Source organism: Daejeonella oryzae DSM 19973 (genome assembly GCF_000422945.1).
GTDB classification, from domain to species: Bacteria; Bacteroidota; Bacteroidia; order Sphingobacteriales; family Sphingobacteriaceae; genus Daejeonella; species Daejeonella oryzae.
The window spans coordinates 15,708-40,348 of sequence record NZ_AUHA01000007.1 but is presented as its reverse complement, the minus strand read 5'-3'; the positions used below and the strand labels follow the sequence as shown (position 1 = coordinate 40,348).

General features: G+C 38.4%; 21 protein-coding genes and 2 tRNA genes. 8 read left to right on the top strand and 15 right to left on the bottom strand.

Features of this window, described 5'->3' with window-relative positions; translation table 11 throughout:
* Positions 1-37 precede the first annotated feature (37 nt).
* From G521_RS0112265 to ric, 12 genes are all read right to left on the bottom strand, one after another.
* Entirely contained in the window at positions 38-1,096 is a 1,059-nt protein-coding gene (locus G521_RS0112265; protein WP_026898799.1) for a response regulator, read from the bottom strand.
* 140 nt (positions 1,097-1,236) lie between these two features.
* Positions 1,237-2,862 carry a sensor histidine kinase gene (locus G521_RS17155; protein ID WP_051189733.1) on the bottom strand — a complete coding sequence of 542 codons (1,626 nt, stop codon included), beginning with the start codon at positions 2,860-2,862 and terminating at the stop codon, positions 1,237-1,239.
* A gap of 105 nt (positions 2,863-2,967) precedes the next feature.
* Entirely contained in the window at positions 2,968-5,487 is a 2,520-nt protein-coding gene (locus G521_RS0112255; RefSeq protein ID WP_026898798.1) for a cation-translocating P-type ATPase, read from the bottom strand.
* A 151-nt stretch (positions 5,488-5,638) separates the two neighbouring features.
* Positions 5,639-5,851, bottom strand: coding sequence for a YtxH domain-containing protein (locus tag G521_RS0112250; RefSeq protein WP_026898797.1), 213 nt, complete (start codon positions 5,849-5,851; stop codon positions 5,639-5,641).
* A gap of 95 nt (positions 5,852-5,946) precedes the next feature.
* Entirely contained in the window at positions 5,947-7,098 is a 1,152-nt protein-coding gene (locus G521_RS0112245) for a hypothetical protein (protein ID WP_026898796.1), read from the bottom strand.
* A 10-nt stretch (positions 7,099-7,108) separates the two neighbouring features.
* A complete protein-coding gene (locus G521_RS0112240; protein WP_026898795.1) occupies positions 7,109-7,831 on the bottom strand; it encodes an ABC transporter ATP-binding protein in 723 nt (240 codons plus the stop codon).
* An 11-nt stretch (positions 7,832-7,842) separates the two neighbouring features.
* Positions 7,843-9,045 (bottom strand): ABC transporter permease, encoded by a 1,203-nt coding sequence (locus G521_RS0112235; protein WP_220096073.1) that lies wholly within the window; start codon positions 9,043-9,045, stop codon positions 7,843-7,845.
* A gap of 16 nt (positions 9,046-9,061) precedes the next feature.
* Positions 9,062-10,279 carry an ABC transporter permease gene (locus tag G521_RS0112230; protein WP_026898793.1) on the bottom strand — a complete coding sequence of 406 codons (1,218 nt, stop codon included), beginning with the start codon at positions 10,277-10,279 and terminating at the stop codon, positions 9,062-9,064.
* Positions 10,280-10,299: 20 nt separating this feature from the next.
* Positions 10,300-11,040 carry an outer membrane lipoprotein-sorting protein gene (locus tag G521_RS0112225; RefSeq protein ID WP_051189732.1) on the bottom strand — a complete coding sequence of 247 codons (741 nt, stop codon included), beginning with the start codon at positions 11,038-11,040 and terminating at the stop codon, positions 10,300-10,302.
* 119 nt (positions 11,041-11,159) lie between these two features.
* Positions 11,160-12,089, bottom strand: a complete 930-nt coding sequence (locus tag G521_RS0112215; RefSeq protein ID WP_026898791.1) for a 1-phosphofructokinase family hexose kinase — start codon at positions 12,087-12,089, stop codon at positions 11,160-11,162.
* A 55-nt stretch (positions 12,090-12,144) separates the two neighbouring features.
* Entirely contained in the window at positions 12,145-14,589 is a 2,445-nt protein-coding gene (locus G521_RS0112210) for a heavy metal translocating P-type ATPase (RefSeq protein ID WP_309425081.1), read from the bottom strand.
* A 244-nt stretch (positions 14,590-14,833) separates the two neighbouring features.
* On the bottom strand, positions 14,834-15,586 hold the full coding sequence (ric, locus tag G521_RS0112205) for an iron-sulfur cluster repair di-iron protein (RefSeq protein ID WP_026898789.1): 753 nt from the start codon (positions 15,584-15,586) through the stop codon (positions 14,834-14,836).
* A 141-nt stretch (positions 15,587-15,727) separates the two neighbouring features.
* Between ric and G521_RS0112200 the strand changes: the two genes are divergently transcribed.
* From G521_RS0112200 to G521_RS17150, 8 genes are all read left to right on the top strand, one after another.
* Positions 15,728-16,123, top strand: coding sequence for a group III truncated hemoglobin (locus G521_RS0112200; RefSeq protein ID WP_026898788.1), 396 nt, complete (start codon positions 15,728-15,730; stop codon positions 16,121-16,123).
* The gene (locus G521_RS0112195; protein WP_026898787.1) at positions 16,123-16,596 is read left to right on the top strand and encodes a hypothetical protein; all 474 of its coding nucleotides are present in this window, start codon (positions 16,123-16,125) and stop codon (positions 16,594-16,596) included. Before G521_RS0112200 ends, G521_RS0112195 begins: the two co-directional genes overlap by 1 nt.
* Positions 16,593-17,054: an RrF2 family transcriptional regulator gene (locus G521_RS0112190; RefSeq protein ID WP_026898786.1), complete on the top strand. Its 462-nt coding sequence runs from the start codon at positions 16,593-16,595 to the stop codon at positions 17,052-17,054. The genes G521_RS0112195 and G521_RS0112190 overlap by 4 nt, the downstream gene beginning before the upstream one ends.
* Positions 17,055-17,167: 113 nt before the next feature.
* Positions 17,168-19,252, top strand: a complete 2,085-nt coding sequence (locus G521_RS0112185) for an HD family phosphohydrolase (RefSeq protein ID WP_051189730.1) — start codon at positions 17,168-17,170, stop codon at positions 19,250-19,252.
* Between the two features lie 68 nt (positions 19,253-19,320).
* A tRNA-Ser gene (locus G521_RS0112180) sits at positions 19,321-19,407 on the top strand.
* A gap of 102 nt (positions 19,408-19,509) precedes the next feature.
* Positions 19,510-19,583 (top strand) — tRNA-Pro (locus G521_RS0112175).
* A 215-nt stretch (positions 19,584-19,798) separates the two neighbouring features.
* Positions 19,799-20,203 (top strand): Arm DNA-binding domain-containing protein, encoded by a 405-nt coding sequence (locus G521_RS0112170; RefSeq protein WP_026898784.1) that lies wholly within the window; start codon positions 19,799-19,801, stop codon positions 20,201-20,203.
* Positions 20,179-20,592 (top strand): SOS response-associated peptidase, encoded by a 414-nt coding sequence (locus tag G521_RS17150; protein WP_245580868.1) that lies wholly within the window; start codon positions 20,179-20,181, stop codon positions 20,590-20,592. The genes G521_RS0112170 and G521_RS17150 overlap by 25 nt, the downstream gene beginning before the upstream one ends.
* 4 nt (positions 20,593-20,596) lie before the next feature.
* Here G521_RS17150 and G521_RS0112160 read toward each other — a convergent pair whose 3' ends face one another.
* From G521_RS0112160 to G521_RS0112150, 3 genes are read right to left on the bottom strand one after another with little or no spacing between them, the layout of a single operon-like run.
* Positions 20,597-22,315, bottom strand: a complete 1,719-nt coding sequence (locus G521_RS0112160; RefSeq protein WP_026898783.1) for a HAMP domain-containing sensor histidine kinase — start codon at positions 22,313-22,315, stop codon at positions 20,597-20,599.
* Positions 22,316-22,360: 45 nt separating this feature from the next.
* On the bottom strand, positions 22,361-23,485 hold the full coding sequence (locus tag G521_RS0112155; protein ID WP_026898782.1) for a histidine kinase: 1,125 nt from the start codon (positions 23,483-23,485) through the stop codon (positions 22,361-22,363).
* A 21-nt stretch (positions 23,486-23,506) separates the two neighbouring features.
* Positions 23,507-24,580: a porin gene (locus tag G521_RS0112150; RefSeq protein ID WP_026898781.1), complete on the bottom strand. Its 1,074-nt coding sequence runs from the start codon at positions 24,578-24,580 to the stop codon at positions 23,507-23,509.
* Positions 24,581-24,641 lie beyond the last annotated feature (61 nt).

Sequence of the window (24,641 nt, the reverse complement as noted above, 5' to 3'; positions counted from 1 at the left end):
TATTATAAACCGTTTTATTACATTTTTTTAATTTGTTTTAGTTAAGCAAATGCTCGAGCTTACTTCTGTTAATAATAGTAATATTACCGTCTTTAATATCTATCATCTTTTCAGTACGAAAATCGCTGAGTGTTCTGATAAGTGATTCTGTAGCCGTACCTGCAATAGTAGCCAAACTTTCTCTGCTGATATGTATTTCAAACTTTTCTTCCTGAGTTTCCTGGTATTTATTTTGGAGCATAATCAGTGCATCGGCCACTTTTTTACGAAGTGAATTATAAGCAAGTCCCAATAAGTGGCTTTCTTTTTCAGAAATATTCCTTGCCAGCAACTGAATAAATTTCTTGGCTACTTCCGGATTTTTATTAATTATTTCTTCAAAATCTTCCTTAGGAATCACTGCCAGTTCGGTTTCTTCTAAAGTTTCAGCCATGTCTTTGTACACTGTTCCCTCCAGCAAAGCAATATGTCCCAGAAAATCTCCCGGACTAAAAAGATCAGTTACCAGTTCTTTACCATCTTCATTTGTCTTATAGGCTTTCACTTTCCCTTTTATTACATAATACAACCTGTTGGGATGATTGCCTTCTGAATACACGATTTGCTTTTTTTTGTATTTATTTATGTTCCGCTCTTCGGTAAGAGATTGCAATACATTTTTCCCGAATGAAACCTGAATTAATTGTTTAAGACCTTGTAAATCAGGAGTCAGGTCCTGTTTTAATAAATCCAGTTTTTTAAGGCGACTATCAACGGCATTTAACAATTCTGTTCCATTAAAAGGTTTGGTTATATAATCATCCGCTCCAAGCTCCATGCCTTTTCTAAAATCAGATCTTTCTGTTTTTGCAGTTAGAAAAATGAAAGGAATATTCTTGATCTTATCATTTTTATGAATGGCATGCAATACTCCGTATCCATCCAGTACGGGCATCAATATATCGCAAATGATTAAATCAGGCATGTATTTCAGGGCTTTTTCAATACCCGTCTTTCCATTTTCTGCCACTATTACCTTGTAATTTGACAGTTCCAGAATTTCCGCCGTATTATTGCGGATATCGTCATTATCTTCTATCAGCAAAATCGTTTTCATCCGAACAGATTGATTTTAAATTCTATTTAATTAATATTTAAAAGGCATTTAATCAGTGAATATCAAATAATTTATAAAAACAAAACCAGCATTATCATCTTCACTATTCCAATGTATAAATGTGAAAGTCGTTTATTTAATTACACTTTTTTAGTATTAAATGTAATGACAAACTCTGTACCTTTTTCAAGTTCACTTATACATTGAACGGCACCATTCATCAGCTCGGCATATTTAGAAATTATATGCAATCCGAGACCTGTACCCTGAATATGGCCTGCATTTGTACCACGGAAAAAGCGTTCCATTAAATGTTTTTGATCGTCTTTAGAAATTCCTATTCCATGATCTTTTACCGAAAGATAAATATGCTGTTCGTTATGTATGGTTTTGATTTCAATAGCACCATCCTCCGGTGAAAACTTACTTGCGTTGGAGATTAAATTCATAACAATATGCTTTAGCAGCGAACTGTCCAAAAACACAAGAGAACTTCCTTCATGAACATACTGTACTTTTTGACGATCTTTTAGGATATGCTTAATTTCCGATAAAATCAAAGTGAGCTGCTGTTCTATGTCAAATTCTGTAATCCTGACCTGAATCTTACCTTCTTCAATTTTTCCCACACTTAAAAAATCATTCAGAATATCGGTCAGCATGCTTACCGAAGAAATAATACGCTGAAGATGTTTTTCACGCTGTGGCTGATCTTCTATAACCCTATATTTTTCAATTAAATAAGCTGATGAGAGAACCGTACTTAATGGTGTTCGGAATTCATGCGAAGCCATAGAAACAAACCTTGATTTCAGTTCATTCAGTTCCTTTTCCTTTTCTAGCGACTCCCTGAGATCCTCCTCCGCTTTTATTCTTTTTGAAATATCAATTGCAATGCCCATAAAACCGGTAATTTCTCCTGTAACATCTCGTATAGAAGTAATAGTTAAGGATACAGGAAATGAATCTCCGCTTTTGGTTATGTAAGTGTATTGTTCTTCTTCATGAATATTTCGTCTGGATTTTTCAACCAATACTGCAAAATCATTTGTAAACTTTAGTCCAAATTCACTCTCTAATTTTATGCGCTTTTTTTCAACTTCGCTCTGATCATGAAATAAAAGAGGTGTAGCCTTATCAATAACTTCAGATTCACTGTACCCGGTAAGACGGGAAGCTTCGGGATTAAAAAGCTTGATTATACCGTTCACGTCAGTGGCAATTATTAATGCTCCTGCATTATCCAGCAAAGCTTTTTGATAAGAAAGCACATCCTGCAGCTTATCTTTGGAAATATTCAGTTGATGTAATGTTTCCTGTAAGTCCCGGGTGCGCTGTGCAACGGTTTCTTCCAGTTCATTATTTAGTTTCTCTACTTTAGCTTCCGCTGCCTTACGGACGGATATATCATTGATAAAAGCAATTACAAATCTGTTTCCTTCATTAAAATAATTACCCAGACTAACCTCTACCGGAAATTCGGTACCATCCTTTTTTAGTGCATATAAGTCCATTCCCAAACCCATGGGCCTTGTCTGTGGATTTTTGGAAAATTTTCCACGATGAACAATATGCCTGGTATGAAATCTAGAGGGAATTAATCTTTCAATTTTTTCACCAATCAGATCTCGCTCAGAATACCCGAACTCCTGAATTGCAAAAGGATTGATAGCGGTAATTTCGCCGTTTTTGTTTGTAACCAGGATTCCCATAGTAGCATACTCAAAAAATGCTTCAAAATGATTTGAGCTTTCATTTCTGTTCATAAAGAGATATCACGATTTTATAATAATTAATTTAAGGTTTTTTGTTCAGAATCAACAAAAATTCAAAGATTATTAATGGAAATAAAAAACATAAACTTGTGATTATTAGAATTTAAGATCTACAGCTGAATGTAAGAATCTGATTTTGTAAAGCTCAAACCAAAATACGCTGAGCAGTGCTACTCCGAAACAATTCCAAAACTGTACTAATGTTATAGAACTAAGTTGAAACACATTTCTAACATAAGGAACGAAATGGAGACAAATCAGGAAAAATGCGGAAATTATTAAAATATAAGGCGCCAGATTATTTTTATAACGTACTGTATAGTAGAGTGTTTTAGTAAATGATCTATTGGCAAACGTTAGGAAAATATTGCTTAGTATCAGCATTGTAAAAACAATGGTACGGGTTTGTTCGAGACTGGAACCATTACTCATATAATAAAAATACAGAATTAATGCTCCGGCGGCAATCATCAGTCCCTGAATAATACTCACCAGAAGTTCGTTCCGCGTAAACAGGCTTCCTTTTCTTTCCCTTGGACCTTGCTGCATAATATTTTCTTCTACAGGTTCTCTTTCAAAAAAAATAGAACAAGTGGGACCCATTATCAATTCCATGAAAATAACATGAATAGGGGTAAAAATATTGGGATAGGTCCAGCCCAGAATTACAGGCAGTGAGGCAACCAGCACAATAGGAATATGAATGGAGATAATATATCGAACGGCTTTTTTAAGGTTACTGAAAATTTTTCTTCCTTCATATAAGGCGGTAACCATCCGTTCCATATTATCATCCGTCAGGATCAGATCTGAAGCCTGTCGGGCAATCTCCGTTCCCTTTTGCCCCATTGCAATACCAATGCTGGCAGATTTTAATGCCGGGCCATCATTTACTCCGTCGCCTGTCATGGCTACAATTTCTCCATTTGCTTTTAAGGCTTCAATAACCTTTAATTTCGCATCCGGAAACATACGGGCAAAAATATGAATGGTATTAACTTTTTGTTGAAGCTCCGCTGTACTCAGGCTCATTACCTGTTCGCCGCTGAGGAATTTAAGGTGATTGGGGATGCCAACCTGACCACCTATGTTGATTGCTGTTTCGGGATAATCGCCGGTGATAAGTTTAACATCAATTTTGGCGTTATCAAATTTTTTAAGTACCTCCCTGATATTCTTTTTGGGAGGATCATAAAGAGCAAGCAGACCTTCAAACTGCCAGTCAAAATCGTTCTGATGTGCAGGAAGCTGAAGACCTGAATACACCGCACTCGAAACGGCAATAACACGGTACCCTTTTGAAGCCAGCGTTTTAATATGCTGGGCTATTTTTTCCTGGTCAGCTTCTTTCAATTTGCTGATTGCTATAATCCGCTCTCCTGCACCTTTTCCGGCGGCTACCTTAACTGAATTGATTTCATAAACATGAGTCATCATAGGCGGCTGCCCTTCCAATGGATATTCAAATATCATTTTCTGCACTTCATGACCTTTGCCATCAGCAAACAAATAAAATGCCTCCCAAATTGCTTTCTCCATTGCATCGAATGGATTCTTTTCACTGGCCAAAACTCCAAAACGCAATACATTTTTATTTTTCAGATCAACAGAATCATCCAGATCAATTAAGGCATCGCTGGCAAAGTCATAAATAGTTTTAACCTGCATTTTATTCTCTGTGATTGTACCCGTTTTATCGAAACAGATGACGCTTACCGCTCCAAGATTTTCAACTACCTGAGGTTGCCTGGAAATAATCCCCAGCTTGCTCATTTTATAAGCGCCCAATGCCATAAAAGAAGAAAATGCGACAGGAATTTCTTCGGGTACGGCAGACATTGCTAAGGTTAAAGCAAACAAAAGACTTATAACCCATTCGCCGTGATTGAGATAATTTACAATGAAAATGATAAAAAACCCAAGTAAACCAAATAAAGCAAGACGGCGCACAAATACATTAATTTGCTGTTGAAGCATTGTTTTGGGAGGATTATAACTCCCCAAAGATTTACCAAGTTTACCTAAAACAGTATTGTTGCCGGTAGTGGTAACTTTTGCTGTACACTTCCCGCTGTTGATTGTGGTTCCCTGATATAAGAGGTTTTTTCCTTCCGTTTCCTCTTTATCAGCCGGCAAAGATTCACCCGTAATAATTGATTCATTTACCGTAAAATCATTTTCCTCCAGAATGACCGCATCTGCAGGAATATTCATGCCTTCTTCCAGCAAAATAATATCTCCGGGAACAAGTTCCTGCGACGATATAGTCAATTCCTCTGCATTTCTAATTACCCGTACCTTCGGCTCTGTATACTGCTTTAAGGCTTTTAAGGCATTGCTGCTTTTCACTTCCTGATAAAAAGAAATAGCTGACACAAAAATCATCGCCAAAAGCATCAAAAAACCTTCTTCGGGCTGATTCAAAATAAAATATAAAGAGCATGCAATAGCCAGAAGTATAAACATCGGCTCTTTAATGATATCCCAAATTATATGTATAAAGCGGCCGGAGGAATCAGCATGAAAAATATTTTCTCCATACTTTTCCCGAAGTTCGTTAACCTGCTGATCAGATAATCCCTGAATGTTATGTAAATGAATTACCTTTTCCGGCATAAGATTGCAGAATATTTAATGTTCTGAATAGAAACAACTCTCAATAAATAGATTCAATTTTAAAAATTATCAGAATTCTCTTAAATTTTATTTAAGAAGAGAACCATTTAAATCCTTTGAAAGACCTTGTATATTATAAAATGCTAAGATTTTAAATAAACTCATCCGCTTTTTCTCTGAGATCATGAAGTTTTTCTTTACCTTTTCGGACGGTATCCTCTAAATCATCAGCAATTCTTCTACCCTTGTCTTTAATTTTCCTGATGGTTCTGCTGCCTTTATCAGGAGCAATCATAATCCCGACAATCACACCTGCAAAAGCTACAAAGCCCATCGCAGCAAGTATTTTAGATGACTTTTTCATAATAGAAATGATTTATTTGAGATTACAAGTTAATAGTCAGGTTGTAAATTAAAATTGACTATCCTCATTAATAATTATGACGTTTGTCACATCCGCTAAAAACTCCATTTTACTCTTAAAAAAAAGTGGTGATTAACTGCTTCCATGTTCCCGTTTAAGGAAGCAAAAAATGATTGACCTAGCAGATTTACATCAAGATTTGGAGACATATTATAATTAAACGAAGGAAGCAATATCAGCAGTTCTGTTCCGGGGGCGTATAGAACCCCTACATTTGCCGACAGCAAGGGATTCAATTCTTTGGCTGTAGTTAATATGAAATTCCATTTAGTGGGCATCAGGTTTTCTGAGGAGAGTTTCAGGTTAATATCCTCCCAATTGCTTACAGGCTTATTTAAACCTTCTTGGTTTAATAAAAATCCGGCATTTAAGTACCAGCCGTTTTTAAGCATGTAATCTCCTTCCAGGGTCAGGTTGATATGAGATGCGGTATTTTTTGCGGCAAAGTAATACTGAGTTTCGCCTTTAAAACCTGCATCTTTAATATAACCCGCCCATCCAAGTCCGGCTGTAAGACGGTCATTATACCAGCCTGTGATTAGCTGCATATCATAATTCCACTTATTTAATGAATACCTGATTGCGGCGACACTCCCTTTTTTTCCGCTAAAAGAATACGCAATTTCTGTACTGGACAAGGGGCGTATATCTAAATGAACTTTCCCGCCATCTACTCCGGAGCGTTCTTCATAATCAAAATCAAGGAAATTATATGCATTAAAAATATCATTGGGGTTCCATGTGCCTGTAACACCCCAATTAATTCGCTGACGTCCTAATCTCACATTTAAATTATTCTTCCTGTAATCCAGGTAAAGCCTCTCCACATTAGTATGTGCAACCAGCGATTCATTGTCTATCCAGGTCGTTTGTAAATTTATTTTTTCAATTTCATTTCGCAGTAATGAAGCAAATCCCGGGGTTTGTTTTACTTCCTCCCCCCAAAACACCCGGGTTCGCAGTTCGGTTACCGCTATAAAATGCTCAGAGCTTTTCCATTTAAAATTTAGACGGTTGTGAAGGAGATTAAGTGTTATCAAATTTTTAAAAGTTCTATCAAAATTGAGACTCTGAAGATTCTTAATATATCCATCTACTTCCAGCTGTTTAGGCAGAATCAGGCTATCCTGAGCAAGTGAAGGGATTTGGACCGTAATGCAAAAGAATAACAGCATCAGCTTTTTCATCCTGTAGTCTTTAGTGCTTCATATCTGCATCTTCATGTTTGGTTGAAACCTCTGCCGTATCGCTCACAATTCTTCCATCTACCAATGTGATTACTCTTCTGGCCCGGTCAATAACCCGCTGGTCATGAGTAGAGAAAAGAAAGGTTATGTTTTCCTCCCGGTTTAGTTTGTCCATTATATCTAACAGATTGGAGGCCGATTTAGAATCAAGGTTGGCAGTAGGTTCATCAGCCAGAATAAACTTTGGTTTGGAGGCAAGAGCCCTTGCTACCGCTACACGCTGCTGCTGTCCTCCGGAAAGTTTCGAAGGCCGTTCGTTGAGTTTATCTTCCAGATCAATCTCTTTAAACAATTGTTTAATCCGTTCATCCCGCTGCTTTTTATTTATGCGCTGCAGCTGCATGATAAATTCTACATTTTCCTTCGCCGTTAAAACGGGAATTAGGTTAAAAGATTGAAAGACAAAACCGATGTTGTGGAGTCTGAAATCGATAAGATCATTGGCTGATAATTTAGTGATGTCTATCCCATTTATAAGAATATTCCCTTCATCTGGTTTGTCTAGCCCACCTATCAAATTCAGTAAAGTTGTTTTACCTGAGCCTGAAGGACCTACCAAAGCAGTAAATTCACCCTTTTTTAAATGCAGATGCACATTATTTACAGCATAAACCGGTATGGTTTCAGGGTTATATACCTTGCTGATATTATGAGCATCAATCACAGTGTCCATCGTTTAATTTTTTATCTTCTTAAGGCCACAACCGGCTGAAGCATCAAAGCTCTTAAAGCCGGAAATAAACAGGAAATAATGGCTGTAGCAATTACTATAATCAGCACTCCGGCTAATTTATCGATGGGAAATTCCGGATAAATGATCATTCCAAAACCAAAGCTGCTCATCATTTCTTCACCCAAACCTGATAAGTTAAGCCCCTTTTTGTTATAGTAATTAATAATCAGCCAGGCTGCCAGAATTCCAATAGGAGTTCCGGCGAGAGTGAGGAAAATAGTTTCGAGCAAAATAAGAGTAAATAGCCGCAGCCTGTTTATACCCAGAGCGAGCATCATGCCAATTTCCCTGGTTCTTTCTATTATGGCCATTAGCATGGTATTAATGATACCAAAGGCCAGGGCAATCATAATGATTATCATGATGATGTAGGAATATTGGTTTGTGGTTTTTACTAAGAGATCCGTTTCGGGTGATATTTCTCTCCATGATTCAATTAACAAACCCGGATACCTTCTTCTTAAATTATCCTGAATGCTGCTGACATCTTCATCTCTGTCGAGCAGAATAACAATCTCATGAAAAGCATAACTAATACTTAGCAAGGCATTTAAATCTTTTATATCAACATAAACATTTTTTTCATCCAGCGGAGCATTATCACTTTGAAAAATACCGGCTACCCGAAAGGCCCCGGAAACTATTGTTCCGGAGGAATCTGTAAATGTCAGAACAAGCTTGGAGCGAAGTTTTAATTTCATTTTATCAGCCAGTTTTTTCCCGATCAGGACTTCATTTTTTTTAGCAGAGTTAAATTTTGCCCCTTCTACAATTTTTCTTTTTAACTGGGATACAGCATATTCCAATTCAGGTATTACACCATTAATTTGAACACCCGCACTACCCGTGGTAGTGGCCAGCATACCTTGAGTGATGCTTCGCGGTGCAGCCAGTAAAACCCCTGGCGCTGATGCAATTTCTTTTATTATTTTAGACCCATTAATAATCACATATCGGGGATCATAATCTTTTTTAAAATTGCTGTCATGTATCTGCAGATGACCAGCCTCAGCATAAATCAACGTCCGTACCCTGCTTTTCATCATTCCCTTATACAAGGCGAGCACAGCAATGCCTGCAAACAATCCGACCGCTATAGATAATATAATAACCATGCTTCGCATCTTATTACGCCATATATTTCGCCATGCCATTATTATAATCATGAGTTTAGCGTTTCATTGCCTTTACAGGGTCAAGCCGGAGTATTTTATAAATGGGATATAGAGATAGTAACAAACCAATAACAAGAACAATTAGCCCTTGATTTATAAAATTCGCCGCATCAATTGATGTGGGGAAAATGGGTTCAAATCCAAATTCTTCGTAAGCTTTAGAGGTTTCTCCACCCATCTTCAGAGGATTTCTGTTCAAGTAATAAACAAGAGGAATACAGACAATAATGCCAAATATGCAGCCGGCCAGCACCGTAAATACAGATTCGAACAGAAGTAGAATAATGAGCCACTTCTTCTTCATACCGATGGCCACAAGCATGCCCATTTCAAATTTTCGTTCAACCATCATCATCAGTAAAGTCCCGAAAATCCCAAAACAAATAAGCATGTATAAAATTCCCTGAATATTTTTCATGCTATTTGAATCAGATTCAATATGCTGCTTAATGTCCGGAATCATTTGCTCCCAGGTCATTACTTCAAAACTGCTTCCCAGCGCTTTACCAACATCCGTTGCCGTGGATTGCATTTCCCCGGAATTATTTAAAGCAAGAACATAGGACGTAACCCTTCCGTATGCCCCATAAAAATCCTGCGCAATAGGCAAAGGCATGAATAAGGCCTTTTCATTAAGATCGGGGGAACCAAATTTTAAAATACCTTTTATTAAATATTTGCCTGCAGCCGTAGCTCCATGATAGCCCTGACCTATTAAAATCAGTGTATCATTAACACCCAATTTTAACCGCTCCGCCAAACCCTCAGAAAGTAATACTGCCCGGTCATTATCTTTGAGATAGCTTCCTTTAACAACCTTGTCTTTAAGTAAAGTGATTATATTTTCTTTTTCAGGATCTATCCCAACAACCAAGCATCCTTTTGTAATTTCTCCAGAAGAAGCCAAAGCGAATGATTCCAGCCTGGCGGTAAGACCAGCCACGTACTTATTTACTAAAATTTTCTTTTCTGAATATACTGAGGATTGAAAACTGTTGTCCAAAATCTGTTCATTCCAATAACCCTGCTTATGAACCTGTACATAGCCCGTATAAAAACTTACAACATTCTTAACCAGATTTTTAAAAATTCCATCCTGTAAACTGCTTGCTAAAATGGATAAAATGACGGCGAAGAATATCGCCGACATGGTAATGATGGTCCGGCTTCGATTGCGCCACATGTTTTTCCATGCCATTTGAATCATCCACATCTTTCATAGATTAGTTAGTACTAAGTCAATGCTTTCATTTTTTCAGTGCTAAAGAATTCATCAGGTATTGGCCGGTTATATTTGATAAACCAGTAAATCATTTCTGTTTTTTGTCCTTTTTTACCGGTTGGAATCATTTCAAAACGTGTTGGTATCAGCCTCCCATCCATCATTTTCACATCATAGCCATTCATAGTATTAACAAGCTCTCCCTCCTCATCGTAAAAACGGCTATGAAGTTCCATAAAATCTTTTTTATCAATGCAGACGATCACTTTGCTCCACACCACCGCTGTTTCCGGCCTTGGAATCATCTGAATAATATAGCATTCCCTGTTCTGGATAACCGTATCTCCCTTCAGGGTGTGCACATAATCCTCTACAATTGACGATTCCTTAACCAGATCATCATTGGTAAAATCCGTTCCCATCCAGCTTTGACTCATCATAGACGGAGGTAGTTTGATGCTCCGTTCCAGGGCGGGCAACCAGTTCCATACTTCTTTATTTCTTTTGAGAAAAGAGATGCCCTTATCTCTGGCAGGCGATTGGATCAGGATCATAGACAGGCTGTTTCCTTTTGTCCACACCTTGCATTTCATTTCCCGCGACCAGGTTGGCCTTGTGGTTTTAATGCTCATCTCTGCCTGCATGGTGCTCCCACGCATTTTCTGATCTGCTTTCTGGACTATTTCTGCGGCATTTTGATCCTTCAGAATAGTTGAAAAACAAATTGCCATACAGAAAAAGAGTAAGCTCATTTCAGTTATATATTAAGAAAAATAAAATTAAATGGATGTTGAATATTAACTGATGATTATAATCAGCCTGTTCAATGATAAAAATTGGAATCAATTCTATCATTTGGGCAAAATCATAATTACTCAAGTTTGATCCGTTCAAACAACCTGTCAGCATCTTCTTTTCTGCATAAACTTGTGCCTTCATTCATTGTGGCCGCCGAACCACAAGCCACTCCATACTGCAAAGCTTCTTTTAAACTCATACCTCTTGATAAACTGATGACTATTCCTGCTACCATACTGTCGCCGGCGCCAACTGTACTTTTTCGGTCAACCTTTGGTGGTTTGACCTTGTAGCTTTCTTCTTTTGTAACCAATATGGCCCCCTCACTTCCCAGCGAAACAATCATCACCTCACAGCTATTCTCAAGAATCAGCTTCTTAGCAATTGATTCCACTGCTCCTGCATCTATATTTTCTAAGCCCGCCAGTGTACCCAATTCCGAAAGATTTGGTTTTAATAAATACACGCCTTCATCAGCCGCTCGCTTTAACGCTTCGCCGGAAGTATCTACAATAAGTTTTGCATTGATGCTTTTTGCAATTTTGGCCAGTTGCGCATATATATCTGCAGGTACTCCGGGAGGTAAACTGCCACTGGCAACAATGAATCCTGCTGAATCATTTTCTTCAACCGCTTTAAGGCATTTTTTCCATTCTTCTTCGCTTAGTTGGGTGCCCGGCATCCCAAAGCGATACTGATTCGTACTCGATTCTTCGACGATAATAATATTTTCCCTGGTTTCAGAACTGGATTCTATAATAAGGGAAGTGATATTTTCCATTTCCAGTAGATGATTAAAAAACTTGCCGGTATAACCTCCGGAAGGAAAAACAGCTGTCGCCTCTCCTCCAAGATATTTGATGGCTCTTGCCACATTGATACCCCCGCCGCCGGGTTGCAGGACAGGCATACTGCATTTTAACTTTTTTTCAGGGATCAAAGCCGGTACCGATGTGCTTTTATCGATACATGGACTAAAGGTGATCGTTATTATTCCAGACATACAAACCAGGTTAAATTCTTATTTAAAAATCAATGTAAGATCAGGGTGAATAATTTTAAAACTTCATTTTTTGGATTCTTACAGCATTTAAAATAGCCAGTAAAGCTACGCCTACATCCGCAAAAACAGCTTCCCACATTGTGGCAAGTCCACCCGCACCTAAAATAAGAACGATACCTTTAACCACGAATGCGAAAGAAATATTCTGCCACACTACCCGGTTTGTTGCCTTTCCCATATCAATAGCTTTGGCAATTTTAGATGGATGATCGGTTTGTATAATTACATCAGCCGTTTGAATTGCGGCATCGCTGCCAAGTCCGCCCATGGCAATACCCACATCACTTAAAGCCAATACCGGAGCATCATTAATGCCGTCGCCGACAAAAGCAATTACATTTTCAAGGTCTTTTTTTAATTCTTCCAGCCGCTGAACTTTATTTTCAGGCAGCAGGTCGCCGTAAGCATTGTCTATACCCAGTTCACTTGCAATTTTATCAACTACCGCCTGCTTATCGCCGGAGAGCATTACCGTTTTAATATGTCTCTTATGAAGTGCGGCAATAGCTTCTTTGCTGTCTTCTTTTAGTTCATCAGCAATAATTATATAACCTGCTAACTCCCCATTTATCGCCACTAAAACAATTGTATCAACCAGGTTTTTCAGCTCTTGAGGTACGGCTACATTAAATTTCTCCATCAGTTTGACATTTCCGGCCAACAATGGCTTTCCGTTCACCATCCCCCTGATGCCATGCCCATTAATTTCTTCTGCATTTTCAACCGAAGCCTGATGACTTTTCTCCGCTGCATAATCAGCAACTGCCTGTGCTACCGGGTGTGTAGATTTAGATTCCAAAGCTGCAGCAAGAGGTAGCCATTCATTTTCATCTCCATGCAGGCTTTTCACTTCCTGTACTTTGAATACACCTTTGGTAAGTGTTCCCGTTTTATCCATCACCACCATATTCACTTTGGTCATCAGGTCCAGAAAATTGGAGCCTTTAAACAGGATTCCGGCATGTGATGCAGCCCCGATTCCTCCGAAGTAACCCAGTGGAATGGAAATAACCAATGCACAGGGACAGGAAACTACAAGAAATACCAATGCCCGGTACAACCACTCATTGAAAACATAATCCTTATCAAATAAATATGGGAGAAAGACAATACAGATAGCCAGAAAAACAATTACAGGCGTGTACATACGGGAAAATTTACGGATAAATTGTTCCGTCTTGGCCTTTCTGGTAGTAGCTTCCTGCACCAGGTTTAGGATTCGGGCAAGAGAACTATCATTGTAAAGCTTATTCACTCTCAGCTCCAGAAGCTTTTCCTGGTTGATCATCCCCGCCAGAATATTTTCTCCTTTACGAAGAGTAGAAGGTTTACTCTCCCCTGTAAGGGCAGCCGTATTAAAACTGCTGCTTTCAGAAAGCATTTCTCCGTCAAGAGCCACCTTTTCACCCGGTTTTATCTGGATAATTTCACCAATCTGAACTTCTTCCGGCTTAATTTGATGATACTTTCCGTCCCGAAATACTGAAGCAGATTCTGGCCGGATATCAAGCAATGCCTTTATACTTCTTTTAGCCTTATTTACTGCCGAATCCTGGAACAACTCACCTACGGTATAAAACAGCATAACAGCAACTCCTTCCGGGTATTCGCCGATAAAAAAAGCCCCTGTAGTGGCGAGTGTCATCAGGAAAAATTCTGTAAAAAGGTTTCCTTTAACAGCATATTTAATCCCGCGGGATGCAACCGGCCAGCCGACAGGAATATATGCTATGATATAATAAATCAGACGTAAAAATCCGCTGAAAAATGGAGGTTTTAGATAGTTATCGGCTATTAAACCAAAAATCAGTAAAACGGAGCTGATTGCAACCGGCACATAAATTCGCCATGTTTGATCCGCACCTTCAGTATGGTCGTGATCATGACCATCATCATGTGAATGTGCATGTACACTCTCGGATGAATGTATTTTCAGGTATTCTGAAGTTTCGGCATTATGGTCATGAACATGACCCTGATCTATTACCTGGAAATAAGCATTTACCTTAAGGTCATATTTTTCGATAGCAGATATTACCTGGTGTTTATCTGTAATATTCTGATCAAATTCTATTCGTATTGTCCCGGTTCCTCCTACAGAGACATCCAGAATGCCGGGAATTTTTTTAAGATTATCTTCAATTACATTGGCCTGGTTCATATCTTTCAAGCCTCTGGTATCTGCAATAAGATGTCCGTATTGCTTTGATATGGAAGCTCCGGCCTTTTCTGCATAAAACTTTACCTTCTCAAGGCTGATCAGATCAGCATTATAATGAAAGCAAAGCTGGGCGGGAGTTCCATTCTGTCGTGGTTTAAGATGAACTTCTTCAACCCCTTTTTGACCTTCCATCTGATTGATAAGCCGGGCAACGCAAGCGTCCCGCTCATCAGGCACTTCCGGCAATAATATATTCAGGTTGATCTGTGTTTTTTCCATTCCAAAGTAATAAGTACAGCAATGTTGATCTTCAAATACTTAGGCATTCTCAACCCTAACTATTACAAGCTTAGGTATCATTACACTAAATTGCAAATGCTGTACTTATCATTTTGTTTTCCGCAATATAATAGTTGTCTGATAAAATTATCAGAGTAGAATAAACGGCCTGATCAGCCTGAAAAAAACATTAAACTTAATACCAAGCTATTTCTCTATCTACGTTCAATTTATCTATACTGCATTACAGACTGGATGCTACCGGAATACTGCATGCATTAAAGTTTTTCTCCAGTATTATGGCTTTTGGAAAAAGGATATTATTTTCAAGGTGAATATGTGCATGTAAATCAGCTTCAAATTCTTTCAGCAAAGCAAAAGCAACTTTATAGGTGGTGCAACCGTCTTCTGGTGCAGTATATGAATTTGTTAATTTAGAAATGCGCTCAAACCTTTCGCCTTCATTTACATGTTCCTGCATCATAACCTCTATTGGATTTTTCACTGTTCCGAATTGAGGAGGATTTAATACTCTTCCCTTACTTTTTGTTTCTACCATCTTCCTGATAAAAGGGAAAAGAATATTCTCCTCTTTTTTCATGTGGCTGCTCAGTTCTTGAACAGATGCGACAAACAAATTATAAATCTCATTTAATTCGGGATGCTTTTCTCCGTGCACTTTGTTAATTTTATGAAGATAGGCAGTTAATTCGGGAGCCTTTTCTGTTACATAGCGATGATGTTTCTTTTCAATATAATCGGCCAGGAGATCTAAAGGCCATGATTTAAAATCAATAGATTCATTATCCTTTTTAGATAATACAGCATCTACCTCATTCTTTACAGTTTCTGCATCTACTTGTTTTTCCTTACAAGCTTCCTCCAGAGTTCTGCCTCCTTTGCAGCAAAAATCAATTCCAAATTTTTGAAATACAGATGCCGCTTTGTAATTCCGGGCTACCATCGAGCCTATTGTTTCATCGTTTATACTAATCATTTTGCAAAAATTTAAGGGTTTATCACAAATCATGTTTCTTACAGATTGCTCATTTCAAACTTACAAAATCTATTTAAGATAAAATTATCCTTTTTGGTTTTTTTATTATCTTTGCTCTCAGATTACATACCTGAAATAACAATGCAAACAAAACACGATATCCGGGGAATTGAAGATATAAAGCTAATGGTGGATGAGTTTTATGCTAAAGTTCAAAAAGATGAGCTCCTCGCTCCTATATTCAACTTCCGGCTTTCCACTCACTGGACTCCTCATTTAGAGAAAATGTACACATTCTGGAATGCCGCACTTTTTGGAGTTAAAGGTTATAACGGTAATCCGTTTATGAAACACGCCACCATGGAAATCAATGAAGAGCATTTTAAACATTGGTTAAACTTGTTTAATGAAACTATTGATGCGAATTTTGAAGGCCCCACTGCAGAGGATGCAAAAAAAAGAGGAATGATCATGGCAAATATGTTTCAGATCAGATTAAAAGATCTTGAATCCGGAAACAAAAAACCAATATTTTAATGAAAAATGTAGCGATACTCGCAATCGTGGCACTTTCTTTTGTTTGGGCAGGCTTATTAATGGGCATCAGCTTTATTGAAACTCCTTTAAAATTCCAGGCTCCAGGTGTTACCTTACTAATCGGAGTTGGAATTGGAAATTTAGTTTTTCATGCTTTAAATAACGTAGAAACCATTTTATTTCTGTTAGTGCTGGCCGGTTATTTTTTTTCAGATACTCCTAAATATATACTCCAACTTATTCTTTTAACCGGATTGGTATTACTTATTCAAATGTATTGGTTAATGCCCAATCTGGATTTAAGGATTGCAATGATGCAAAAAGGGACGGATCCAGCTCCGAGTTCAATTCATTTATATTATGTTGCAGGAGAAATACTAAAAATTATTTTGCTGTTGATTTTAGGAATTAAAACATTTTATTACAAGCAGGATAAGATATCTCAATCTTTAAATACATCCCAATCGTTATGATTTCAAAAGCATGTAAATACGGAATAAGAGCAACAGTTTTTGTGGCTTCTAAAATAGAATTGGGCATAAAGCTGAATGTGAAAGAAATAGCAAAAGAAGTAGATGCGCCCGAAGCATTTACAGCAAAGATTTTGCAGATTCTGAACAAGCATCGCATAATTACATCCCTTAAAGGCCCGTATGGTGGATTTTTCATTGATCAGTTTCAATTGGAACAACCCGTTATAAACATTGTGAATGCTATTGATGGCATGGCGGTGTTCAGAGAATGCGGACTTGGATTAGAGCAATGTTCAGAAAAGCATCCTTGTCCGATGCATAATCAGTATAAAATAGCGAGAGAAGCATTGCTGGATGCGTTTCAGAAAACTACCATCGGGCAACTTGCCAGCCAACTGAGCGACGGAACTTCTTTTATTAATAACATGGAGCTTTCGTCTGCAGCGGCCACCGACTGAACCCATCCTAATTTTAAATCGTGGATAATTCCTTTTCCTGATTTTATTCCCTGTAAATTAACACAAGCCCTCTGTCTGACATAAATTATTAAATTTGGAGAAATCGAATAAACGTGGCCAGACTTAAAAGAAATTCACACCTTATTATTTATAGAAAATATTCTACAAGCCTGAAGTTTTTGCTGCTTGCTTTGAGCGTTCTGATTATAACCATGGTTTTACCCAAACAAGCCCGGTTCAGGTTTGAATACGAAAAAGGTAAAAAATGGATGCAAAAGGATCTGGTTTCTCCTTACAATTTCGCAATAAAAAAAACCAATTCAGAAATAGAAAAAGATAGAAAAGAAATTTTAAAAGCTGTCCTTCCGGTCTATCAGAACAATGAAGAGGTTGTAGCGAATGTTTTTGAGAATTTTAAAACCGAATTTGAAACCAAATGGAAAGATTCCGGAGGAATCGATTCTGAAAAAAATAAATATCAGATTCTGGGAACTAATACACTAAAAAAAATCTATCAAAGAGGTATAATTAATACTGTAAAAAAATACCAGAAAGATGATGATCCAAACTATAATTTCAGTCTGGTTAAAAATAATGTTTCAGCTACACTCAATAGCATCGATGTTTTCACGGTAAATACCGCAGAAAAATATATCGATGAGCAATTTAAATCTATTGCAAATCCTGAAATCAGGAACTGGCTGATTAAATTATTAAAAGGTCACTTACAGGCGAATTACATTTATGATGAGCGCATCAGTAATAAACTGGAGGCAGATGCTTTAACCAGTATCTCAACAACCCGGGGAATGGTTCAAAAAGGCGAGTTGATCGTAGCCAACGGCATCAACGTGAACAGCGAAATTTATCAAAAGCTGGAATCCCTGAAAGCAGCTTATGAAGAAGATGCAAAAGTTGGCGGTAACAGCAAACTTGTATTATTTGGTCAGTTTTTATTGGTCGGCTTGGTTTTGTCCTTGCTAATGGCATTTCTTTATCTCTTCAGAAGGGATATTTACATGGATAACCGTCAGCTCTCATTGATATTGATGGTTATAACCGGAATGCTGCTGGTTTTATCCTATTCCATCCGCCTGAGCATTCCCAGCTTATATTATATCCCTTATTGCATTGTTCCAATTATCATAAGGATATTATTCGACACTCGTCTGGCACTAAATATTCATTTACTGGTGGTTCTAATTGCAGGTTTTTTTGTTCCCAACAGCTTTGAATTTGCTTTTATACAGATCACATCAGGAATGGTTGCTATTTACAGCATCAAAAACCTGATCAAAAGGGAACAGTTCCTTGTCTCGGCATTACTAATCCTCAGCAACTATTTTGTAACATTCTTAGGAATTTCCCTGATCAGGGATGGCTCACTGCAGGTAATAGAATGGCTTAATTTTGTTCCTTTTATTTTCAGCGTGCTTCTCACCCTTTTAGCCTATCCATTAATTTATGCATTCGAGCGGATGTTTGGCATCACCTCAGATGTCACACTGATGGAGTTAACCAATACAAATACAAAACTTCTAAGAGATTTGGCTTTTAAAGCTCCTGGGACTTTTCAGCACTCTCTTCAGGTAGCAAACCTTGCGGAGGCTGCAATTTTTAAGATCGGAGGAAATTCATTGCTGGTTAGGGCCGGTGCCTTGTATCACGACATAGGTAAAATGGACAATCCTCAGTATTTTATTGAGAACCAAAATAAAGGTGCTAACCCTCATGATACATTATCCTATGAGCAAAGTGCGCAGATCATTATTCAGCATGTAAATAAAGGGGTAGAAAATGCCCGGCGCCATCATCTTCCGGAAATGCTTATCGACTTTATCCGTACGCATCATGGCAATACACGGGTAGATTATTTTTACCAGAGTTTTTTGAAGAATTTCCCCGAAAAATTCGTGGATGAGAATATTTTCCGCTATCCCGGCCCAATTCCTTTTTCTAAAGAAACAGCCGTTCTGATGCTCGCAGATTCAGTGGAGGCAGCTTCACGAAGTCTCAAAGAACCTGACGGGCAAAGCATTAGCGATCTGGTAGACCGCATTATAGAGTATAAATTGGATCAGCATCAATTAACCGACAGTAATATCACTTTAAAAGACATTGATACCATAAAATTGATCTTTAAGACTATGCTGATGGGGATTTACCATGTCCGAATCGAATATGTTCTGGATAAATGAAAATATTTTTTGAAGGCATTACTGATTTACTATATTTGCAGACCCCAAAAGGGTCGTAATTTTGAATTGGAGAGATGCCTGAGTGGCCGAAAGGATCAGTTTGCTAAACTGACGTACTGGCAACGGTACCGAGGGTTCGAATCCCTCTCTCTCCGCTGAAAATATATTTTTAAATATATTTGACAGTCACTGCAGAAATACTATCTTTGCAGACCTTCAAACGACAGAGTTTTATACACAATGTCAAATGAAAAGTTCGGGATGTAGCGTAGCCCGGTATCGCGCCTGGTTTGGGACCAGGAGGTCGCAGGTTCGAATCCTGCCATCCCGACGATACGGAATACATCCGGTAGCAAAAACCCTCTTTCTATATCAGAAAGAGGGTTTTGTTTTTTTAGCTATTTAATAAACGGCATTCCAATCATTCTATTTATGGCAAAATTTATGGCAAAATTTATGGCAAAATTATTTGTCATCAATATTCCATACTATTACTCGCCATAGTTTTTATCGATTTGTTGATGGGTGCCCTAAACCTCAAAGCTTATGGAGCCCGTAAAACAATTTACCATTTACCTCTTCCTTAAAAAATCTCAGATCGATTGCCAGGGAAAAGGACCGCTGTATGCCAAGATCATCCGGCCAGGTCAAAAACCATTTGAATTCAGCACCAGATTGCTAATCCCTTCAGTACTTTGGGATCAGAAAAAACAGCAGGTCAAACAGCGGTTGAAGAACCAGATGCTTTACCAGCAAGTGGAAGATCTGATCACCCGGATTGAAAAAACCCATAAAAATCTTTTAGGTATTACCTGCTTGTATAAGCAGACTACATTCGTCCAAACCCTTAATGGAAAAATCACCCCCAATCCCCGTATTACGCCACCATCGAGCGACTGGAAGAATCCAATCTCTGGAAGCCTCTGTTGGGAAAAAGACATTGCGTGGTAATTACGGATGGATTCTACGAATGGCAATACGATGATCCCATAAAAAAGAAAGGATCACATCCCCACCTGATCAAAGCAAAAAACAGCCGTTTCACCTACATGGCCGGATTATGGTCCGCATGGGCTAACAAAGAAACCGGGGAATTAATCCCGAGCTGCACCATCATCACCCTTCCGGCAAACTCGCTAATGGCCGGAATCCACAACACCAAAGGCCTGATGCCCGCATTCCTAACCACCGAAACCGTAAAAGTCTGGCTCGATACTGACTTATCTTACCAGGAAAGCAAAAATGCCCTAAGCCCGGTACCGGATGAATTTTTAGATGCTTATCCCCTTAAAAAAGTAGGTGATGAGGAAGAATATTTAGAACTAATGAAAATTTGCTAGTCTATTATTCTGTTTGGGTGACTGGCAAGCAGAAGCCAAATTTGCTTCCTTCCCCCAATTCGCTTTCGACGAAAATTTCACCATGCTGAGCCTCAATAAAATCCTTAGAAATCGACAACCCCAAACCTGTCCCGAACTTTCCTCTGCCATTAGTAGGCACTTGGTAATATCGTTCAAATAAGCGTTTCTGATATTTCTCTTCAATTCCGCTTCCAAAATCCTTCACAGAAAATTCTACCAGCTCGTTTTTCCTGTGAACTCCAATAATCACTTTTGATTTTTCCGCACTATAGCGTAACGCATTCGATAAAAAATTTACAAGTACCCAAGCAGTTTTTTCAACATCAGCCTGAACTTCAGGCAACTTTGGGTCTGTATCAAGTTCCAGGAGGATGGATTTTTGCTCTGCCTGAAATTGAACAGCATTAATCGCATACTCAACAATTTCAGAAGGCTTGGCAGCTGCAAAATTCAGCTGAATATTCCCGGTTTCTAGCTGGGCCAGATCAAGTAATTCACCCGTTATTTTTAAAAGCCTGTTGGCATCATCACTAATGTGCTTGATCAGTTGATCCTGTTCAGCATTTATAGCTCCAATACGTTTATCTTCAAGCAGTTTTAAACTCATTTTTATTGATGCAATAGGTGTCTTAAGCTCATGGGAAATAGTTGCAATAAAATTAGTTTTAGCTTCATCCAACTCATGGAAACCAGTGACATTTTTAAGTACGATTACTCGTCCAATGACTTGATCATTGGATATAACTTCTATTACATCTTTAGTAAAATAACTCTCCTTATAATCAGCATAAATTTTTAATTCTTTTTTTGGTTGTTCGGTTAACAAGTTTCTTAACAGATCATTATGCAGAGCTATATCCGGGGCATAATTTCCAATTAGCTTTTGGGCGGAAATTCCTAATAATAGGCTGGCCATCGGATTACAGAATATGATTTGCTTTTTTTCATCCAATCCGATGATGGCATCACTCATCTGGTCAATAATAGCCTCAATACGGCTCTTTTCAAACAGGATTTTTGACAAATTGCTGCTTTCATACTCATCCAGTTTGCGGGCCATAGTATTAAAAGCAGTAGCTAAATCGCCAAATTCATCATTGGATTTAAACTCAAGTCGTTGCTTATAATTTTTATCAGCTATCGCTTTAATACCCTCAGTAAGTTCGTGTATTGGATTTGCTATATAGCCCGGGAAATTAACAATAAAAGTAAAGCCGATAAGCAGGCATAAGGTAGCAATGAATGCTAAATACATATTCGCATTTTTTACGGTATTCAACACAATTTTATTCTTATCGTAAATAGCCTGCATATTAACAGCATTGACATTGCCGAGGGCTTTCTTGATCTCCAGCTTCGCCTGGCTTATCTGAGCATCTTCAGACCCTTTATTTTGAAGCTGTTTAAACTGATCACGGATAATTTGAGTTTGCTCTGCCTCCCCTGCTTCTGTAATGTTTTGCTCTTGGGCTTTTAAATTACGTTCAAAGGCTTTAATGTTACTTTCATCCAAGCGGAGACGATCATTATCAATCACATTCGCCATATTATGAGTATACTGAAGGCTTTCATAATTATCTTTCAATACGGCGTTGGCATCCCCGGAAAGACGATTAAGGTAGTAGGTGGCTAAAACACATACGATTAATGTAAGGCCGAACAATAATCCTACTCCCAGCCTTAATTTTGTTTTAATTTTCATTGGTATTCGTATTTACTACAGAAATGCGTTAGCACTTCTCCATTATTAGGAAAGTATAACTAAATCTATATCAGAAGAGGAGAGTTTTTTCAGGAGCTGACTAAATATGGCAGTGCTTAGTATTACCTCAAACAAACCCATATGCGGTTTTCCTATACAAATAGTCGTAATTTCCTTTTGCTCCGCTACTTCCATGATCGTTTTGGTAATGTTATCACCTTTAATTTTAATTACCTCTGCACCTAGTTCCGTTGCCATTTTTAAATTATTGATCAAATGCCTTTGTTTATCGAGTTTGATGCGATCCCCCGACTCCCGTCCGGTTTGAACATATAATACACACCACTTAGAATTGTAATAGGAAGCCAGACGAGCCGTTTTACGGATCACGGTTCTTGCAATTTTATCATTAGAACTGATGCATGCCAGAAAGCGCTCACTTCTTAATTTAATATTCTTGGGAACTTCAATATCTACTTTACGTTCCACCTGGTGAGCAACTTCTTTTAAAGCTAATTCCCTGAGCTGAAGTATCCGCTCAGGCTGAAAAAAATTTCCTAAGGCTCTTTCAATTTTGGTTTGTTCGTAAATTTTCCCTTCTTTTAACCGTGTAATAAGCTCGTCGGATGTTAGGTCAATATTGACCACCTCATCAGCCATCTCCAGGATCTTATCAGGAATCCGCTCGGTTATGGAAACCCTTGTAATCGCTTCAACATCCTCGTTTAAACTTTCCAGATGTTGAATATTTACCGCACTGATAACATTGATCCCTGCATTCAGTATATCAACAACATCCTGCCAGCGCTTTTCATTTTTGCTGCCCTCAATATTGCTGTGAGCCAGCTCATCCACAATCACTACTTCAGGATGAATGTTAATGATTGTCTGAACATCCATTTCCTCCAGCTCTTTCCCTTTATAGAATAATTTTCTCCGGGGAATAACAGGCAAACCCTGAATCAAAACTTCAGTTTCGGCCCGGCCATGGGTTTCAACGTAACCTATTTTTACATCGATGCCATTTCTGAGCATGGTATGCGCTTCCTGCAGCATCCGGAAAGTTTTACCTACACCTGCACTCATGCCGATGTAGATCTTAAACTTACCTCTCTTGCTTTGCTGGATAAGATCCAGAAAATGTTGGGCTGATTCGCTATTGTCTGCCATTATTCGGTTAAAATACAAATCTTAGAAACTAACTGCTATCGCGGCAGTTATGGCCGAGTTACTATTTGATGGAATGCTGTTATCATTAGTGAAAATCGCATCCTTGCTATCATACACTTTACCTTCCAGTCTGAACACCATGTTTTGATACGGACTGTAATCAACATTGGCTGAATAACCCCAGGTTTTAAATCCGTTGGGTGTTCCGGTTGAAACGATTACTCCATTCTCATCACTGTAATATTCGGTACGACCCGCCAGCGATACTTTTTCAGAAGGCTTGTAGCGTAGTATGGCTGCCGGTGAATACCAGGTGTTGTGATCGTCGGACTCCTTAGATGTTTGCTCAGCTCCGGCATCAAAACCCAGAATTAATCCAACCTGCTCATTCAACTGGAAAATACCATAAAAGTTATGAAAGTATCGGTATTGGCGGCTCACTTCCGGTTTATCATTACCAATAAAGGTACTGGAATTCAGAGTAACTGAAGCGCTGGGTTTATAGGTAACCTGGGTACCAAAAGCAGCAGAACGGTTTCCATCCGGCCGCTGAATGCGCTGCCATCCGTTTAATACCATTCCTGAAAGGGACAATTTATTATCTGTTGTAGTATAGCTGACTTTGGCGCCGGCTTCATAATAAGGAGAGTTTTCGGCAGCAATACTACGCGTTAAGGTCCAGTTATCCTTACCAATTGCACTTTCCCATCCAATATGGGAGGCAAATATACCGGCATCCAGCCAAAAGTCCGAGTTCCTGCTTAATTTAACACCCACATTGGCTTCGTACACATTCCGGAAGACCTCACTTTCTGCAGCCAGGTTATATTGGGCGTAAGTTCCTACCATTAAGCCCAGATTGGCACGCACATTATCTGTTGCATAAGCGGCTTTTAATAAACCCAAATTAAGATTAACTTCATTATGCCGGGTATGATTATAAGTGAATGAGGGGCGTAGATTATTTACAGGAATTGCAAAATCATGAACATAGTATCCTTCTACATAACCTGAAATGGTAAGCGGATTAGATTGTGCATTCGCAGTTAAAATAGTACAAGCAGCGAGTGCTGCAAGTATAAATGGTTTTTTCATTATATTACTTATTTATAAGTTTTATATCAGTAAACTGGTACAGCCAGCGGACAAAGTGATT

Bases quoted from the DNA above. Each gene is read 5' to 3' on its own strand.
- G521_RS0112265 (WP_026898799.1), bottom strand. From the start codon at position 1,096: ATGAAAACGATTTTGCTGATAGAAGATAATGACGATATCCGCAATAAT.
- G521_RS17155 (WP_051189733.1), bottom strand. From the start codon at position 2,862: ATGAACAGAAATGAAAGCTCAAATCATTTTGAAGCATTTTTTGAGTAT.
- G521_RS0112255 (WP_026898798.1), bottom strand. From the start codon at position 5,487: ATGCCGGAAAAGGTAATTCATTTACATAACATTCAGGGATTATCTGAT.
- G521_RS0112250 (WP_026898797.1), bottom strand. From the start codon at position 5,851: ATGAAAAAGTCATCTAAAATACTTGCTGCGATGGGCTTTGTAGCTTTT.
- G521_RS0112245 (WP_026898796.1), bottom strand. From the start codon at position 7,098: ATGAAAAAGCTGATGCTGTTATTCTTTTGCATTACGGTCCAAATCCCT.
- G521_RS0112240 (WP_026898795.1), bottom strand. From the start codon at position 7,831: ATGGACACTGTGATTGATGCTCATAATATCAGCAAGGTATATAACCCT.
- G521_RS0112235 (WP_220096073.1), bottom strand. From the start codon at position 9,045: ATGGCATGGCGAAATATATGGCGTAATAAGATGCGAAGCATGGTTATT.
- G521_RS0112230 (WP_026898793.1), bottom strand. From the start codon at position 10,279: ATGTGGATGATTCAAATGGCATGGAAAAACATGTGGCGCAATCGAAGC.
- G521_RS0112225 (WP_051189732.1), bottom strand. From the start codon at position 11,040: ATGAGCTTACTCTTTTTCTGTATGGCAATTTGTTTTTCAACTATTCTG.
- G521_RS0112215 (WP_026898791.1), bottom strand. From the start codon at position 12,089: ATGTCTGGAATAATAACGATCACCTTTAGTCCATGTATCGATAAAAGC.
- G521_RS0112210 (WP_309425081.1), bottom strand. From the start codon at position 14,589: ATGGAAAAAACACAGATCAACCTGAATATATTATTGCCGGAAGTGCCT.
- ric (WP_026898789.1), bottom strand. From the start codon at position 15,586: ATGATTAGTATAAACGATGAAACAATAGGCTCGATGGTAGCCCGGAAT.
- G521_RS0112200 (WP_026898788.1), top strand. From the start codon at position 15,728: ATGCAAACAAAACACGATATCCGGGGAATTGAAGATATAAAGCTAATG.
- G521_RS0112195 (WP_026898787.1), top strand. From the start codon at position 16,123: ATGAAAAATGTAGCGATACTCGCAATCGTGGCACTTTCTTTTGTTTGG.
- G521_RS0112190 (WP_026898786.1), top strand. From the start codon at position 16,593: ATGATTTCAAAAGCATGTAAATACGGAATAAGAGCAACAGTTTTTGTG.
- G521_RS0112170 (WP_026898784.1), top strand. From the start codon at position 19,799: ATGGAGCCCGTAAAACAATTTACCATTTACCTCTTCCTTAAAAAATCT.
- G521_RS0112160 (WP_026898783.1), bottom strand. From the start codon at position 22,315: ATGAAAATTAAAACAAAATTAAGGCTGGGAGTAGGATTATTGTTCGGC.
- G521_RS0112155 (WP_026898782.1), bottom strand. From the start codon at position 23,485: ATGGCAGACAATAGCGAATCAGCCCAACATTTTCTGGATCTTATCCAG.
- G521_RS0112150 (WP_026898781.1), bottom strand. From the start codon at position 24,580: ATGAAAAAACCATTTATACTTGCAGCACTCGCTGCTTGTACTATTTTA.